Annotated in this window: 11 protein-coding genes; 6 read left to right on the top strand and 5 right to left on the bottom strand. The window is 68.8% G+C overall.

What is annotated here, in order from left to right; genetic code table 11:
• Positions 1–222 precede the first annotated feature (222 nt).
• Positions 223–891, top strand: coding sequence for a dienelactone hydrolase family protein (locus tag JN22_RS01565; RefSeq protein WP_085552226.1), 669 nt, complete (start codon positions 223–225; stop codon positions 889–891).
• Here JN22_RS01565 and JN22_RS01560 read toward each other — a convergent pair.
• The 3 genes from JN22_RS01560 to JN22_RS01550 all read right to left on the bottom strand — a co-directional run bounded on the left by JN22_RS01560 (position 803) and on the right by JN22_RS01550 (position 3,276).
• Positions 803–1,522 (bottom strand): protein-methionine-sulfoxide reductase heme-binding subunit MsrQ, encoded by a 720-nt coding sequence (locus JN22_RS01560; RefSeq protein WP_085552225.1) that lies wholly within the window; start codon positions 1,520–1,522, stop codon positions 803–805. The two genes, JN22_RS01565 and JN22_RS01560, sit on opposite strands and share 89 nt — an antisense overlap.
• A gap of 32 nt (positions 1,523–1,554) precedes the next feature.
• Positions 1,555–2,502 carry a protein-methionine-sulfoxide reductase catalytic subunit MsrP gene (msrP, locus tag JN22_RS01555; RefSeq protein WP_085552224.1) on the bottom strand — a complete coding sequence of 316 codons (948 nt, stop codon included), beginning with the start codon at positions 2,500–2,502 and terminating at the stop codon, positions 1,555–1,557.
• A 105-nt stretch (positions 2,503–2,607) separates the two neighbouring features.
• A complete protein-coding gene (locus tag JN22_RS01550) occupies positions 2,608–3,276 on the bottom strand; it encodes an O-methyltransferase (RefSeq protein ID WP_085552223.1) in 669 nt (222 codons plus the stop codon).
• 468 nt (positions 3,277–3,744) lie between these two features.
• On the opposite strand from JN22_RS01550, the gene JN22_RS01545 reads away from it, so the two are divergent.
• The 5 genes from JN22_RS01545 to JN22_RS01525 all read left to right on the top strand — a co-directional run bounded on the left by JN22_RS01545 (position 3,745) and on the right by JN22_RS01525 (position 12,851).
• Positions 3,745–9,606 carry a HAMP domain-containing protein gene (locus JN22_RS01545; protein ID WP_085552222.1) on the top strand — a complete coding sequence of 1,954 codons (5,862 nt, stop codon included), beginning with the start codon at positions 3,745–3,747 and terminating at the stop codon, positions 9,604–9,606.
• Entirely contained in the window at positions 9,603–11,843 is a 2,241-nt protein-coding gene (locus JN22_RS01540) for a response regulator (protein WP_085552221.1), read from the top strand. The genes JN22_RS01545 and JN22_RS01540 overlap by 4 nt, the downstream gene beginning before the upstream one ends.
• Positions 11,844–11,972: 129 nt before the next feature.
• Positions 11,973–12,272 carry a hypothetical protein gene (locus tag JN22_RS01535; protein ID WP_223677513.1) on the top strand — a complete coding sequence of 100 codons (300 nt, stop codon included), beginning with the start codon at positions 11,973–11,975 and terminating at the stop codon, positions 12,270–12,272.
• 1 nt (position 12,273) lies between these two features.
• A complete protein-coding gene (locus JN22_RS01530) occupies positions 12,274–12,543 on the top strand; it encodes a DUF5985 family protein (protein ID WP_085552219.1) in 270 nt (89 codons plus the stop codon).
• Positions 12,543–12,851, top strand: coding sequence for a DUF5985 family protein (locus tag JN22_RS01525; RefSeq protein WP_085552218.1), 309 nt, complete (start codon positions 12,543–12,545; stop codon positions 12,849–12,851). The genes JN22_RS01530 and JN22_RS01525 overlap by 1 nt, the downstream gene beginning before the upstream one ends.
• On the opposite strand, the gene JN22_RS01520 is transcribed toward JN22_RS01525, so the two are convergent.
• Positions 12,834–14,069 (bottom strand): MFS transporter, encoded by a 1,236-nt coding sequence (locus JN22_RS01520; protein WP_085552217.1) that lies wholly within the window; start codon positions 14,067–14,069, stop codon positions 12,834–12,836. The genes JN22_RS01525 and JN22_RS01520 overlap by 18 nt on opposite strands.
• Positions 14,066–15,250: a thiolase family protein gene (locus tag JN22_RS01515; protein ID WP_085552216.1), complete on the bottom strand. Its 1,185-nt coding sequence runs from the start codon at positions 15,248–15,250 to the stop codon at positions 14,066–14,068. The genes JN22_RS01520 and JN22_RS01515 overlap by 4 nt, the downstream gene beginning before the upstream one ends.
• Positions 15,251–15,289 lie beyond the last annotated feature (39 nt).

Genomic DNA, 15,289 nt, shown 5'->3' with positions numbered 1-15,289 from the left:
TCCGGCGGGCGGTCGCGGGGTGACGTCCCGCGCCGCGTCCTGTTGACGCTGCCAAGGAAATCGATCGCGCAGAAGAGTGTATTTTAGGCGGTTGCGAGGAAAATTCCTTTCGGTGATCCTGGCGGATCATCGCACCGCCCGAACCGGCAGGACGACGGTCGGGACACTGGCCAGGGCAGCGGTCGGGACACGGGACGGAACAAGGCAAGGCGGGAGGCCAGCATGAGCGGCATCGACGGCGGCTGGGTGGAATTGCCGGCCGGGGACGGCCACCGATTCCGCGCTTACCGGGCGGCGGCCAAGGGAGAGGAGATCGGCCGGCTGATCGTGGCTCCGGAGATCTTCGGCATCAACCGGCACATCCGCTCGGTCTGCGACGGCTTCGCGGCCGAGGGCTACAGCGTGGTTGCCCCCGACCTGTTCGAACGCGCGGAGCGCGCGGTCGAGTTGCCCTACGACGAGGCCGGAATCCAGCGCGGGCGGGACATCAAGGGCCGGATCGCCGATGAGGACGCGCTGACGGACCTGCGGGCCGCGCTGGACCATCTCGGCGGCGACGCGGCGCTGATCGGCTATTGCTGGGGCGGCAGCCTTGCCTGGGCGGCCTCGTCACGGCTGCCGCTGCGCGCGGCGGTCGGCTATTACGGCGGCGACATCGGCAAGCGGCTGGACGAGACGCCGCGGGTGCCCACCCTGCTGCATTTCGGCGAGCAGGACCACGCCATCCCGCCGGAGGTCGCCGCGGGCGTCCGGGCGCGCCACCCGGCGGTTCCCGTGCATCTCTACCCGGCCGGGCACGGCTTCAACTGCGACGAGCGGGGGAGCTTCCATCCACAAAGCGCCGCTCTGGCGCGGCTGCGGACGCTGGGCCTCCTGCGGGCCGTGTTCTGACACGGGACTCGCCACGGCCGGGCAGGCGGAGCGGCCAGCGGCGGAAGGCGAGCAGCCCGGTGGCGATGGTGGCGTAGACCAGAGGCGTCGTCTGCCAGCCCTTCACCAGCATGATGAAGTGCAGGCAGCCGGCCAGCCCGGCGATGAAGACGCCCCGGTGCAGCGCCCGCCAGCGCTTGCCGCCCAGCCGCTTGACCATGCCGTTGGTCGAGGTGGCGGCGAGCGCCGCCAGGATCAGGAAGGCGCCCATGCCGACGGTGATGTAGGGACGCTTGACGATGTCCTTCCAGATCGCCGGCCAGTCGAAGAACTGGTCGAGGCCGATGTAGGTCGACAGGTGGACCGCCGCGTAGAAGAAGGCGAACAGCCCGATCATCCGGCGGAAGCGCGCCAGCGCCGCCACCCCCGTCAGCATCCGCAGCGGCGTCACCGCCAGCGCGATCAGCAGGAAGCGCAGGGCCCACAGCCCGCTCTGCTTGACGCTTTCCAGCACCGGCTCGGCCCCCAGCTCGCCGCTCCAGGCCAGCCAGATCGTCCAGAACAGGGGAACCAGGGCGAGGGCGAAGACGATCGGTTTGGCCCAGTGCGCGGTCAGGACGGCGTTGGCGGTCTGGCGGAGGTCGGGAGCCATGTGGGGAACCTTGAGGGGGTGGGACGCAAGGCTCAGAAGCTCGCCTTCAGGTCCATGCCGGTGTAGAGCGACGCGACCTCGTCGGCGTAGCCGTTGAACATCAGCGTCTTGCGGCGCGAGAAATCGCCGACCCGGCGCTCCGTCGCCTGGCTCCAGCGCGGGTGGTCGACCTCCGGGTTGACGTTGGAATAGAAGCCGTACTCGCGCGGCTGCGAGCGGTTCCAGGCGGTCGGCGGCTGGTCCTTGACCAGCGAGATCTTCACCACCGACTTGATCGATTTGAAGCCGTATTTCCACGGCACCACCAGCCGGATCGGCGCGCCGTTCTGGTTGGGCATCGTCTCGCCGTACATGCCGACCGCCATCAGGGTCAGCGGGTGCATCGCCTCGTCCAGCCGCAGCCCCTCGACGTAGGGCCAGGTCAGCACCCAGGATTTCTGGCCGTACATGCGTTCCGGATCCAGCAGGGTCTGGAAGGCGACGTATTTGGCGTTGCCGGTCGGCTCGACCCGCTTCAACAGCTCGGCCAGCGGGAAGCCGATCCAGGGGATCACCATCGACCAGCCCTCGACGCAGCGCAGGCGGTAGATACGCTCCTCCATCGGGAATTTCAGCAGATCGTCGATGCCGATGGTCGTCGGCTTGGCGACCTCGCCGTCGACGACGATCTCCCAGGGACGGGTGCGCAGCGCCGAGGCGCCGTCCGCCGGGTCGCTCTTGCCGGTGCCGAACTCGTAATAGTTGTTGTAGGTCGTGGCGGACTTCATCGGCGTGGCCGCATCCAGCTTGCCGTCGGCCGGCTTCACCGTGGTGGGTGCCTGGAAGGCCGCGGCCTGCGCCAGTCCCGGCCAGCCGGACAGGCCGCCGACGGCGAAGGCGGCGGTGCCGACGGCCATCAGGCTGCGGCGGGACAGGACCAACCCTTTTGGAGTCACCTCGTCCTCGCGGGCCATCGAGGCGGTGGGGAACTTGAACAGCATCGACCCTCTCCCAATCCGGACGTCATCCCATAACCATAGGTCCGGAGCCGGCCGCCGGCAAATCACGGGGCCTACACGTTTGCGTGAACGGGAGTGGGAGGGGGATCAGGCCGGTTCGTGGACGTAGACGACGAAGCCGACGCTGTCGGGATCCGTCAGGCGCACCTCCAGCCGCCAGTCGGCGCGCGATTCGAGGTGCGGCCGCAGGAGGGCCTGCTTGTCGCAGTCCCAGTCATGGCACATCAGCACCGAGCCCGGGCGGAAATGCGGCTCGAAGTACGCGAACTGCTGCATGGTCTGTTCGGGGTCGGAGGCGCCGTCGAGAAACACGCAGTCCGCCCCGCCGGCCTCCGCGAGGATGGGGGAGAACAATTCGGCGGAGCTGCCGTGGATGAATTTGGCGTGCGGCTTCCGATCCGGTAGATAGCGTTCGTAGAAGGAGGCCGCCAGCAGATAGAGGTTCTGGTCGGCCTCCAGGGTCACCACCTGTCCGGCGCCCAGCGCCTTGAAGGCCGACGACAGGAAGAAGGTGCTGCCGCCGCCCGTGAAGGTGCCGATCTCGAAGCAGTGGCGCGGCTTGTGACGGAGGATGGCGTCGTACAGGGCGCGACGCTCCTCCAGATACATCTGGCCGATCAGGTCGCGGCAGCCCTCGAAGAGGAACTGGGTGTGGGGGTCCCATTTCGGTTTGACGGCCACCATGTAGAGAATGCGGTTGAGGTCGCTCAGCTCATGGAAATTGTGCCGGAAGACGGGGCTGCTGGGGGTGAGCATCGGAATCGACCGTCCACTTGGTTCTGGCGATGGGGCGTCACTTTACCGCGCGGCAGGCGGGGGGAGCAACGCACGGCGATTCCAACATGTTTTCGAAAAATTGGACTGTTTGGGGCGGTCCGGATTCCGTTTTCCGGATGTCACGTCCTTCTCACGGGCAAGCAGTCGGATATCCGCCCAAGGTCATAGGCAAGCATCCTATGACGGGCGTCGGTGTGCGTACCAAAGGCTAAGTTGACCGGAATCGCCTTTACTTCATCGTGTGGGGCTGTAGGACTGCCCGCTAACTCATTCGGTCGGGATGGATTCACGTTGGGGTGAGGCTGGTATTTGCGCAAAGCGAGAAGGTTGTGCGCATTGCTTGACGGGGTTCGGCGGCGCTGAATTCGATGGCGCCGGATGTGACCGTGGATGGGTGGGGCATGGGGGCGGCGGCCGGCGGGGCCGCGAGCGGGATGGGGAAACGGCATGACGGCGACGATGGCGACCGCTGAGATTCTGGATCCGAAGGCGCTGCTTCTCGCCTTGCGGCAGCTCCGCAAGGGTGATTTCTCGGTCCGGCTGCCGATGGACCTGACCGGGGTGGACGGCGAGATCGCCGCCGCCTTCAACGACGTCGTCGAGCTGAACGAGAACCTGACCAAGGAGGTCAGCCGGCTCAGCGTCGCCATCGGCAAGGAAGGCAAGATCAGCCAGCGCGCCAAGCTGTCCAACGCGTCCGGCGGCTGGGAGACCTGCGTCGACAGCATCAACACGCTGGTCGGCGACATGATCCAGCCGACCACCGAGATCGCGCGCGTGATCGGCGCCGTCGCCAAGGGCGACCTGTCCAAGACCATGGCGCTGGAGATCGAGGGCCGGCCGCTCCAGGGCGAGTTCCTGCGCACCGCGCGCAACGTCAACACCATGGTGGAGCAGCTCGTCTCCGTCACCTCGGAGTTGACCCGAGTCGCCCGCGAGGTCGGCATCGAGGGCAAGCTGGGCGGGCAGGCCCATGTGAAGGGCGTCGGCGGCACCTGGAAGGACCTGACCGACAACGTGAACATGATGGCGGCCAACCTGACCGGGCAGGTGCGCAACATCGCCGAGGTGACGACGGCGGTCGCGAAGGGCGATCTGTCGAAGAAGATCACGGTGGACGTGAAGGGCGAGATCCTCGAACTCAAGTCCACGATCAACACGATGGTGGACCAGCTCAACAGCTTCGCCTCGGAAGTGACGCGCGTGGCGCGCGAGGTGGGCTCCGAAGGCAAGCTGGGCGGTCAGGCGCGGGTGGAAGGCGTCGGCGGCACCTGGAAGGACCTGACCGACAACGTGAACATGATGGCGGCCAACCTGACCGGGCAGGTGCGCAACATCGCCGACGTGACGACGGCGGTCGCGAAGGGCGATCTGTCGAAGAAGATCACGGTGGACGTGAAGGGCGAGATCCTCGAACTCAAATCCACGATCAACACCATGGTGGACCAGCTCAACAGCTTCGCCTCGGAAGTGACGCGCGTGGCCCGCGAGGTGGGCTCCGAGGGCAAGCTGGGTGGCCAGGCGCGGGTCGAGGGCGTTGGCGGCACCTGGAAGGACCTGACCGACAGCGTGAACATGATGGCGGCCAACCTGACCGGGCAGGTCCGCAACATCGCCGACGTGACGACGGCGGTCGCGAACGGTGATTTGTCGAAGAAGATCACGGTGGACGTGAAGGGCGAGATCCTCGAACTCAAATCCACGATCAACACGATGGTGGACCAGCTCAACAGCTTCGCCTCGGAAGTGACGCGCGTGGCGCGCGAGGTGGGCTCCGAAGGCAAGCTGGGCGGTCAGGCGAAGGTCGAGGGTGTCGGCGGCACCTGGAAGGACCTGACCGACAGCGTGAATTTGATGGCGGCCAACCTGACCGGGCAGGTGCGCAACATCGCCGACGTGACGACGGCGGTCGCGAACGGCGATTTGTCCAAGAAGATCACCGTGCCGGTGAAGGGCGAAATTCTTGAGTTGAAGAACACCATCAACACGATGGTGGACCAGCTGAACAGCTTCGCCTCGGAAGTGACGCGCGTGGCGCGCGAGGTGGGCTCCGAGGGCAAGCTGGGCGGGCAGGCCCAGGTGAAGGGCGTCGGCGGGACGTGGAAGGACCTGACCGACAGCGTGAACGCGATGGCGACCAACCTGACCGGGCAGGTGCGCAACATCGCCGAGGTGACGACGGCCGTCGCCAACGGCGACCTGTCGAAGAAGATCACCGTGGACGTGAAGGGCGAGATCCTCGAACTGAAGTCCACCATCAACACCATGGTGGACCAGCTGAACAGCTTCGCCTCGGAAGTGACGCGCGTCGCCCGCGAGGTGGGTTCCGAGGGCAAGCTGGGCGGTCAGGCCCAGGTGAAGGGCGTCGCGGGCACCTGGAAGGATTTGACCGACAACGTGAACGCGATGGCGACCAACCTGACCGGGCAGGTCCGCAACATCGCCGAAGTGACGACCGCCGTCGCCAACGGCGACCTGTCCAAGAAGATCACCGTGGACGTGAAGGGCGAAATCCTCGAACTCAAATCCACCATCAACACCATGGTGGACCAGCTCAACAGCTTCGCCTCGGAAGTGGCGCGCGTGGCGCGCGAGGTCGGCATCGAGGGCAAGCTGGGCGGGCAGGCGCAGGTGAAGGGGGTGGCCGGCACCTGGAAGGACCTGACCGACAACGTGAACATGATGGCGGCCAACCTGACCGGGCAGGTCCGCAACATCGCCGAGGTGACGACCGCCGTCGCCAAGGGCGACCTGTCGAAGAAGATCACCGTGGACGTGCGCGGCGAGATTCTTGAGCTGAAGAACACCATCAACACCATGGTGGACCAGCTCAACAGCTTCGCCTCGGAAGTGACGCGCGTGGCGCGCGAGGTGGGCTCCGAGGGCAAGCTGGGCGGTCAGGCGAAGGTCGAGGGCGTCGGCGGCACCTGGAAGGATCTGACCGACAACGTGAACATGATGGCGGCCAACCTGACCAACCAGGTGCGCGGCATCGCCAGCGTCGTCACCGCGGTCGCCGACGGCGACCTCAAGCGCAAGCTGGCGGTGGACGCCAAGGGCGAGATCGCGGCGCTGGCCAACACCATCAACGGCATGATCGAGACGCTGGCGACCTTCGCCGATCAGGTGACCAACGTGGCCCGCGAGGTCGGCATCGAGGGCAAGCTGGGCGGTCAGGCCCGCGTGCCGGGTGCGGCCGGCCTGTGGAAGGACCTGACGGAGAACGTGAACCAGCTCGCCGCCAACCTGACCACCCAGGTCCGCGCCATCGCCGAGGTGGCGACCGCCGTGACCAAGGGCGACCTGACCCGCTCCATCACCGTCGAGGCGATGGGCGAGGTCGCGGCGCTCAAGGACAACATCAACGAGATGATCCGCAATCTTCGCGACACCACGCTGAAGAACGCGGAACAGGATTGGCTGAAAACCAACCTCGCGAAGTTCACCCGCATGTTGCAGGGCGAGCGCGATCTCGTCACCGTCTCCAACATGATCCTGTCGGAGATCGCCCCGCTGGTGAACGCCCAGCATGGCGTCTTCTACGTCGCCGGCCGCGAGAAGGACGAGGCGATGCTGGAGCTGGTCGCCAGCTACGCCCTGAAGGAGCGCAAGAACCTCGCCAACCGCTTCGGCCTGAAGGAAGGGCTGGTCGGGCAGTGCGCCTACGAGAAGAAGCGCATCCTGCTGACCAACGTGCCGCGCGACTACGTGTCGATCAGCTCCGGGCTGGGCGAGGCGCCGCCGCTGAACATCATCGTCCTGCCGGTGCTGTTCGAGGACGAGGTCAAGGCGGTGATCGAGCTGGCCTCCTTCGGCCGCTTCAGCGAGACCCACCAGTCCTTCCTGGAGCAGCTGACCGAGAGCATCGGCATCGTGCTCAACACCATCGCCGCCAACATGCGCACGGAAGGGCTGCTCAAGCAGTCGCAGCGCCTGACGACGGAACTCCAGAGCCAGCAGGAGGAGCTGAAGACCACCAACGAGCGGCTGGAACAGCAGGCCGCCTCGCTGCGCAAGTCCGAGGAGCTGCTCAAGGCCCAGCAGGAGAAGCTGCGCCAGACCAACGAGGCGCTGGAGGAGAAGGCCGAGCAGCTCGAACAGCAGAACGTCGAGGTCGAGCGCAAGAACCGCGAGGTCGTGCTGGCCAAGGCGGCGCTGGAGGAGAAGGCCGAACAGCTCTCCCTCACCTCCAAGTACAAGTCGCAGTTCCTCGCCAACATGAGCCATGAGCTGCGCACGCCGCTGAACAGCCTCTTGATCCTGTCGAAGCTGCTGGCCGACAACCCCGACACCAACCTGTCGGCGCGTCAGGTCGAGTTCGCCCACACCATCCACGCCGCCGGTTCCGACCTGCTCGGCCTGATCAACGACATCCTCGATCTGTCGAAGATCGAATCTGGCACCGTCACGCTGGAGATCGGCGAGGTCGTGCTGGGCGATCTGCGCGGCCATGTCGAGCGCACCTTCTCGCAGGTTGCGCAGGAGAAGAAGCTGCTCTTCACCATCGAGATGGACGAGAAGCTGCCGGTCAGCATCCAGACCGACGAGAAGCGGCTGGAGCAGGTGCTGAACAACCTGCTGTCCAACGCCTTCAAGTTCACCGACGCCGGCGGCATCACCTTCCGCGTCGCCCCGGCGACGGAGGGCTGGAGTGCCGGCCACGCGGTGCTGAGCGCGGCCAGCTCGGTGCTCGCCTTCACGGTGATCGACACCGGCATCGGCATCGCCGACGACAAGCAGCGCATCATCTTCGAGGCGTTCCAGCAGGCCGACGGCACCACCAGCCGCAAATACGGCGGCACCGGGCTCGGCCTGTCGATCAGCCGCGAGATCGCCCGCCTGCTCGGCGGCGAGATCCGCGTCGTCAGCGTGCCGGGCAAGGGCAGCGCCTTCACCCTCTACGTGCCGCTGACCTTCGACCTCGCCAGCGACGCCGCCCAGTTGAGCGGCCAGTCGGGCGGGCCGTCCGGCGGCCTGCTGCCCAAGCGCGCCGACCTCGCCACCCGCCCCATCGTCACCACCGGCTCGGAGGAGGGGCTGGCCCTTCTCCAGCCGCACCCGACCTCCGACGACCGCGAGCGCATCCGCCCCGGCGACCCGGTGGTGATGATCGTCGAGGACGATTCGAAGTTCGCCTCGATCCTGATCGATCTGGCGCGCGAGCGCGGCTTCCGCACCGTGGTGTCGGCGACCGGCGGCGCGGCGCTGCCCTTCGCCCGCAAATACCGCCCCGACGCCATCCTGCTCGACATCGGGCTGCCGGACATGGACGGCTGGGCGCTGCTCGACCTGCTCAAGCGCGACCCGCAGACACGCCACATCCCGGTCCACGTCATCTCGGCCAAGGACGAGCGGCGGCGCGGCCTGTCGATGGGCGCCTTCGACTATTCGGAGAAGCCGGTGGAGCGCGAGGCGATCTTCGCGGCGCTGAACCGCGTGAAGACCTTCAAGGAGGAGCCGCACCGCAAGCTGCTGGTGGTCGAGAAGGAGAGCGGGGAGGGCCGTACCCCGCTCGGCATCGCCGCCCTGATCGGCAACGGCGACGTCGAATCGCGGACCGTCACTTCGACCGAGGCCGCCATGGCGGTGCTCAACGTCGACCGCTTCGACTGCATGGTGCTGGACCTGTCCACCCCGCTCGCGGCCGATTTCGAGCTGATCGAATGGCTGCGCACCCGCGAGTCGCTCGCCTGGATGCCGGTGGTGGTCTACGCCTCCACCGACATCGCCCCGGACGACGAGGCGCGGCTGCGCCGGCTGGCCGAAACGGTCGTGCTGAAGAGCGCGCGCTCGCCGGCCGACCTGCTCGACGACACAGCACTCTTCCTGCACCGCGCCGTCGACCGCCTGCCCGACGAGAAGCAGCGCGCCATCCTCGACCTGCGCCAGCACGACCCGGCGCTGGCCGGCAAGCGGGTGCTGGTCATCGACGACGACATCCGCAACATCTTCTCGCTGGCCAGCGTGATGGAGGCGCACGCCATCCAGGTTCTGCACGCCGAAAGCGGGCGCGAGGGCATCGAACTGCTGAAGCAGAATCCCGACATCGACGTCGCCCTGGTCGACATCATGATGCCGGAGATGGACGGCTACCAGACCATGCGGGAGATCCGCGGGATCGAGTCGCTGCGCCATCTGCCGATGATCGCCGTCACCGCCAAGGCGATGAAGGGCGACCGCGAGAAATGCATCGAGGCGGGGGCGACCGACTACATCGCCAAGCCGGTGGACATCGACCATCTGCTGTCGCTGCTGCGCATCTGGACCGCGAAGGGAACGCGGACGGTGCTGCGGGGGCTGCCGGCATGAACAGACGGAGGATCCGTCTTGCGGCGCGCGGGCCGGCACGGGGCATCCCGCGGCGGGCCCAGGGGGGAATCGCCCCCTTCGTCGTCCCCCGCCAGGGTCTGGTGCCGCTCGACCCGGCGCCGCCGACCGTCGCCGGGCCGCGCGCCGTGTGGGAGAGCCGGGGCATGAGCAGCGACCCGCAACCGGAACCGCGCAAGCCGGACGTCGCCATCCTGATCGTGGACGACGATTCCCGGAACCTGTTCGCCGTGCGCGAGACGCTGGAGGAGCTGGGCGCGCAGCTCGTCCTCGCCAAGTCGGGCGAGGAGGCGCTGAAGCATCTGCTGCGTCAGGACTTCGCGCTGATCCTGCTCGACGTCCACATGCCGGGCATGGACGGCTACGAGACGGCCGAGATGATCCGCAAGCGCGAGCGGTCGCGCCACATCCCGATCATTTTCCTGACCGCCATCAACAAGGACGAGGTCCACATCTTCCGCGGCTATTCGACCGGGGCGGTGGACTACATGTTCAAGCCGGTCGATCCGCATGTCCTGAAATGCAAGGTCGCCGTCTTCGTCGATCTCTACCGCAAGAGCGAGGAGGTCCGCCGCGAGGTTGCCGCCAAGCAGAAGCTGCTCGACGAGAACGAACGGGTCCGCCGCGAGAAGCTGCACGCCGAGCAGGCGCTCCGCCGTTCGGAGGAGCGCCAGGCGCTGATCCTGCGCCAGCTCCCCATCGTGCTCTACACCGCCGACCTGACGCCGGGGCTGCCCTTCCGCTACGTCTCCGACAACGTCGAGGCGGTGCTGGGCCATCCCGCCGAACGCTTCGTCGAGAGCAGCGGCTTCTGGGAGGAGCATCTGCACCCGGATGACCGGCCGCGCGTGCTCAAGCAGCTCGCCTCGATCCGCGACGCTGGCCTGTCGACGGTGGAATACCGCTGGCTCTGTCCGAACGGGTCGGTGCGCCACCTGCTCGACCAGACCGTCGTCGTCCGCGACGAGGCCGGGGCGCCGCGCGAGCTGTTCGGCACCATCCTCGACGTCACCGAGACCCGGCAGGCGCAGCAGCAGCTCGCCCACTCCCAGAAGATGGAGATGGTCGGCCAGCTCACCGGCGGCATCGCCCACGACTTCAACAACATGCTGATGGTGGTGATCGGCAGCCTGGAGCGGCTGGCCCCGGTGCTGGCGGACGACGCCAAGACCGCGCGGCGCGCCGACATGGCGCTCCAGGCGGCGCTGCGCTGCTCCGACATGACGCGCCGGCTGCTGACCTTCGCGCGGCGCCAGCAGCTCCACCCAGAGCCGGTCGATCTCGACGCGCTGGTCGCCGGCATGGGCGAGCTGATGGAGCGCACGCTGGGCCGCGACATCGAGATCGTCATCGAGCCGCCGCCCGAGCCGCTGTGGACCGCCACCGTGGACCGCTCGCAGGCGGAATCGGCGCTGCTGAACCTCGTCATCAACGCGCGCGACGCCATGTGCGAGGGCGGGCACCTGCGCATCCACACCGCCAACGCCCGCTTCCAGGAACCGGCCTGCGCCCACGGCATGAGCGTCCCCGCCGGGGACTACGTGCTGCTGTCGGTGTCCGACAGCGGCTGCGGCATGGCGCCCGAGGTGCTGGAGCGGGCCTTCGAGCCCTTCTTCACCACCAAGGAGACCGGCAAGGGCACCGGCCTCGGCCTCAGCATGATCCATGGCTTCGTCAAGCAGTCGGGCGGGCTGATCGGTATCGACAGCGCGCCCGGCGCCGGCACCACCTTCCGCCTCTACCTGCCGCGCGCGGTGGAGGTGGCCCGCCCGTCCGGCGAGCCGGACGGCGACGCGGCGGAGCAGAGCGCCGGCCGTGGCGAGACCGTGCTGGTGGTGGACGACGACGCCGACGTGCGCGCGGTGGCGGTGCAGGCGGTGACGGCGCTGGGCTACCGGGTGTTGGAGGCCGACGGAGGGGCCGCCGCGCTGGCGGTGCTCGACGCCGCCGCGGGCGGCGGCTCGGCGGTCGATCTGCTGTTCACCGACATCGTCATGCCCGGCGGCATGAACGGCCGCGAGCTGGCGCGCGAAGGGCTGCGCCGCCATCCCGCGCTGCGCGTGCTGTTCGCGTCGGGCTACGCCAACGGCTCGACGGCGCCGCTCGACCCCGAGCTGGCCGCCGCCGAGACGCTGGCGAAGCCCTACCGCGACGCCGACCTCGCCCGCGCCCTGCGGCGCGCGCTCGATTCCGCCGCCGCCCTGTCCCAGGCGGGGTGACGGCTCCCTCCCCCTGGCGGGGAGGGTTGGTGAGAAAAACAGGTCAGGTTCTGCTTTATGGTGTTGTCCGACGATGCGCTCACCCTTCTCCGCAGCTCGATCCGTTCGGTCTGGGCTCTGGAACTCCTGATGCTCCTGCGTCGGGATCCCAACCGCGTGTGGTCGCGCGACGAGCTGATCCGCGAGCTGCGCGGCAGCGAGCTGGTGGTGCAGGAGGCGCTGGATGCCTTTCTCGCCGCCGCCCTGGTCACGTCCGAGAGCGCCGGGCACCAGTACCGGCCGGCGGTGCCGGTGCTCGACCAGTGGGTGGAGGAGATCGAGCGGGCCTACGCGCAGCGCCCCTCCGCCGTCATCCGGGAAATCTTCGCGGCGCCCGGCAACAAGGTGCAGATCTTCGCGGATTCGTTCCGTTTCCGGAGCAATGACTGATATGGATGTCGTGAAGTCTGGCGTCTATCTGCTGTGTTTCGCCGCGAGCCTGCTCTGCATGATCCTGCTGGCGCGAAGCTACTGGCGCTCGCGCTCGCGCCTGCTGCTGTGGAGCACGCTGTGCTTCGTGGCGCTGGCCATCAACAACCTGCTTCTCTTCGTCGACGTGGTGGTCCTGCCGACGCAGGTCGATCTTCTGCCGTTCCGCCAGCTCTCGGCCCTCGCCGCGGTCGGGGTGCTGCTCTACGGCTTTATCTGGGATGCCGATTGATGGCCGGAACCAGCTATGGGTTCATCACCGGGGCGCTCGCCGCGCTGAACGTCATTGCCGGGCTGTTCTTCCTGCGCTTCTGGCGGCGGACGCGCGACGCGCTGTTCCTGCATTTCGCGCTGGCCTTCTGGCTGTTCGCCCTCAACCAGGCGCTGGTCGCGGTGGGCGGCGTCGTGCGCGAGGAGCAGAGTTGGATCTACCTGCTCCGCCTGCTCGCCTTCGGGTTGATCATCGTCGCCATCGTCCGCAAGAACCTGGAGGGCGGCCGGAAGCTCCCGAGGGGCGGCGGCTCAGCGCAGGGACGATAGCCGGTCGATCCGGCGCAGCGCCGGGAACATCCAGGCCCAGCCGGCCGCCAGCCCCATGGCGCCCAGCCCGCCCAGCACCACCGCCGGCACGACGCCGAGCGCCGCGGCCAGCGCCCCGGATTCGAACTCGCCCAGCTGGTTCGAGGCGCCGATGAACAGCGAAGCCACGGCACCCACCCGCCCGCGCATGTCGTCGGGGGTGGAGAGCTGGACCAGCGTCTGCCGCACGAAGACGCTGATCTGGTCGGCCGCCCCCACCACCGCGAGCGCGGCGAAGGACAGCAGCGGGTCGGCCGACAGCCCGAAGGCGACGGTGGCGGCGCCGAAGGCGGCGACGGCGGCCAGCATCCAGCGCCCGGCGTGGCGCCGCACGCCCCAGCGGGTGATGCAGACGGCGGCGGCCAGCGCGCCCAGCGCCGGCGCGCTGCGCAGCAGCCCGAGCCCCCAGGGGCCGACGTGCAGCACGTCGCGGGCGAAGATCGGCAGCAGCGCCGTCGCCCCGCCGAGCAGCACGGCGAAGAGGTCGAGCGAGATGGCGCCGAGGATCTCCGGCCGGCTGCGGATGAAGGCGGCGCCGGCCAGCATGTTGGTCAGGCTCATCGCCCGCCGGGTCATCGTCACCGGGCGCGGCCGCATCAGCAGGACCAGGACCACCGAGAGCAGCATCGCCGCCGTGCTGAAGCCGTAGACCGCCGCCGGCCCGGCGATGTAGAGCAGCCCGCCCAGCGCCGGCCCGGAGATCAGCGCCACCTGCACCGCCGAGGCATGCCAGGCGACGGCGTTGGGCAGATCCTCGACCGGCACGGTGGCCGACAGGATCGCCTGGTTTCCCGGCCCCTCGAAGGACTTGGCGCTGCCGATCAGCGCCACGATGGCGAAGACCGCCGGCGGCGTCAGGGCGCCGGCCAGGGTCATCGACAGCAGGGTGGCGATGGCGGCCAGCTCGACCGACAGGGCGCCCAGCAGCACGCGCCTGCGGTCGTGGCTGTCCACCACATGGCCGGCGACCAGCGCCAGCGCCAGGGTGGGCAGGAACTGGAACAGCCCGACCAGCCCGAGGTCCATCGGGCTGCCGGTCATGTCGTAGACCTGCCAGCCGACGGCGACGACCTGCATCTGCAAGGCCAGCATGGAGCACACCCTGGCGCTCCAGAACAGGGCGAAGGCCCGGTGCCGGAAGGCTGAGCCGAAGGCATCGCCGGAGGAGGCCGCAGTCATCGAACAGGCTCCACGAGAGTCGCCAGCCCCAGCCCGCCGCCGATGCCCAGCGTCGCCAGCCCGCGCCGGGGCGCTGTGCCGTCGGCCGGATCGGTGGGGGGAAAGAGGATGTCGGAGAACAGCCGCGTCATCAGGATCGCCCCCGACGCGCCATAGGGATGGCCGAGCGCCAGCGCGCCGCCGCCGGGGCAGACGCGGGCCTCGTCGATGCCCAGCGCGTCGAGGCTGGCCAGCACCTGGGCGGCGAAGGCCTCGTTGAACTCGATCCGGTCGATGTCGGCGACGGTCAGGCCGGGATGGCGGGCCAGCAGCTTGCGCACCGCCGGGATCGGCCCGGTACCGAGCAGATTCGGGTCGACGCCGGCCGCCTGGGAATCGACGATCCGCAGGCCCCGCGTCAGGCCGAGCGCCCGGAACCTGCGTTCCGAGACGATGGCGACGACCGCCGCCCCGTCGTTGACCGGGCAGGCGTTGCCGGCGGTGACGGTGCCGCCCTCGCGGAAGACCGGACGGAGGCGGGCCAGCCTGTCCAGGCTGGTGTCGGCGCGCGGGCACTCGTCGCGGTCGACGGTGCGGCCGTTGGGCAGGGCGAGCGGCACGATCTCGCGCGTGAAGCGGCCGGCGGCCTGCGCCGCGACCGCCTTGCGGTGGCTCTCCAGGGCGTAGCGGTCCTGGCGTTCGCGCGCGATGCCGAAGGCGGCGGCGACGTTCTCGGCCGCCTCGCCCATTGACGGGTCGCCGACGCTGTCGGGGGCGAAACGGGCACGGTCGTAGAAGCTCGGGCTGCGGGTGAGGCTGGACGGCTTGGCGACGCGCCAGGGGGCGGTGCTGGTGCTCTCGACCCCGCCGGCGAGGAAGACGTCACCGGCCCCCGCCTGGACCAGCCGGGCGGCGAGGTTGATCGCCTCCAGCCCGGAGCCGCACTGGCGGTCCACGGTGACTCCGGGAACCTCGACGGGCAGCCCGGCGGCCAGCGCCGACAGCCGGGCGACGTTGCCTCCCGGCCCGGCGGCGTTGCCGAGCAGCACGTCGTCCACCTCCGCCGGGTCGAGACCGGCGTCGGCCAGCACGGCGCGGATGACCGGCGCGGCGAGATCCTCGACGGGCAGGTCGCGCAGGCATCCGCCGATCCGCCCGACGGGGGTGCGCCGCGCCGCGACGAGGATGGGGCTTTGCGTCACGCCTTCCCGCCTTCAGTCCTCTTCTCCCCGCCGGGGAGA

Source organism: Azospirillum agricola, assembly GCF_020005195.1.
Lineage (GTDB): Bacteria > Pseudomonadota > Alphaproteobacteria > Azospirillales > Azospirillaceae > Azospirillum > Azospirillum agricola.
Note: the sequence above shows the minus strand (reverse complement) of the source record. Positions and strands in the feature narration are given on the sequence as shown.